Consider the following 1,521-nt stretch of genomic DNA (forward strand, 5'->3'; position numbering starts at 1 on the left):
GTATCTCCCTAGAAAGGAGGTGATCCAGCCGCACCTTCCGGTACGGCTACCTTGTTACGACTTCACCCCCCTCACCCTCCACACCTTCGGCGCCTCCCCCCTTGACGGTTGGGCCGGCGACTTCGGGTGCAGACGACTCGGGTGGTGTGACGGGCGGTGTGTACAAGGCCCGGGAACGCATTCACCGCGGCATGCTGATCCGCGATTACTAGCAACTCCGACTTCATGGGGGCGGGTTGCAGCCCCCAATCCGAACTGGGGCCGGCTTTCCGGGATCCGCTCCCCCTCGCGGGGTGGCATCCCTCTGTACCGGCCATTGTAGCACGTGTGCAGCCCAGGGCATAAGGGGCATGATGACTTGACGTCGTCCCCGCCCTCCTCCGCCTTGACGGCGGCGGTCCCGCGTGGGTTCCCGGCATCACCCGATGGCAACACGCGGCGGGGGTTGCGCTCGTTGCGGGACTTAACCCAACATCTCACGACACGAGCTGACGACAGCCATGCACCACCTGTATGGGCTCCTCTCGGCCACGGGGTCTCCCCCGCTTCACCCATATGTCAAGCCCTGGTAAGGTTCTTCGCGTTGCTTCGAATTAAGCCACATGCTCCGCTGCTTGTGCGGGCCCCCGTCAATTCCTTTGAGTTTTAGCCTTGCGGCCGTACTCCCCAGGCGGGACGCTTAATGCGTTGGCTGCGGCACGGGGGGATCGTCCCCCCACACCTAGCGTCCATCGTTTACGGCTGGGACTACCAGGGTATCTAATCCTGTTCGCTCCCCCAGCTTTCGCGCCTCAGCGTCGGTCTCGGCCCAGAGGGCCGCCTTCGCCACCGGTGTTCCACCCGATATCTGCGCATTCCACCGCTACACCGGGTGTTCCACCCTCCCCTACCGGACCCAAGCCGCGGAGGTTCCGGGGGCTTCGGGGGGTTGAGCCCCCCGCTTCGACCCCCGGCCTGCCGGGCCGCCTACGCGCGCTTTACGCCCAATGAATCCGGATAACGCTCGCCCCCTACGTATTACCGCGGCTGCTGGCACGTAGTTAGCCGGGGCTTCTTCTGCAGGTACAGTCTTGACTCTTCCCTGCTGAAAGCGGTTTACGACCCGAAGGCCTCCGTCCCGCACGCGGCGTCGCTGCGTCAGGGTTCCCCCCATTGCGCAAGATTCCCCACTGCTGCCTCCCGTAGGAGTCTGGGCCGTGTCTCAGTCCCAATCTGGCCGGTCGGTCTCTCAACCCGGCTACCCGTTGTCGGCACGGTGGGCCGTCACCCCGCCGTCTACCTGATGGGCCGCGGAGCCATCCCCTCCCGTCGGGGCTTTAGCCGGGGTGCCATGCGGCACCCCGGGGTATCCGGTATTACCCGTCCTTTCGGGCGGCTATCCCGGGGGAGGGGGCAGGTTCTCCACGTGTTACTCAGCCGTTCGCCACTCGCTTCCACCCGAAGGTGGGTGCCGTTCGACTTGCATGTGTTAGGCGCGCCGCCAGCGTTCATCCTGAGCCAGGATCGAACTCTCCGTCCAAA

Annotated in this window: 1 rRNA gene; it reads right to left on the bottom strand. The window is 65.1% G+C overall.

The features are described from left to right. Positions 1-12 precede the first annotated feature (12 nt). Positions 13-1,519, bottom strand: a 16S ribosomal RNA gene (locus AB5Z20_RS09825). Between the last annotated feature and the right edge of the window lie 2 nt (positions 1,520-1,521).

Origin of the sequence: Collinsella aerofaciens, from assembly GCF_040910245.1 — a bacterium.
Classification (GTDB): Bacteria; Actinomycetota; Coriobacteriia; order Coriobacteriales; family Coriobacteriaceae; genus Collinsella.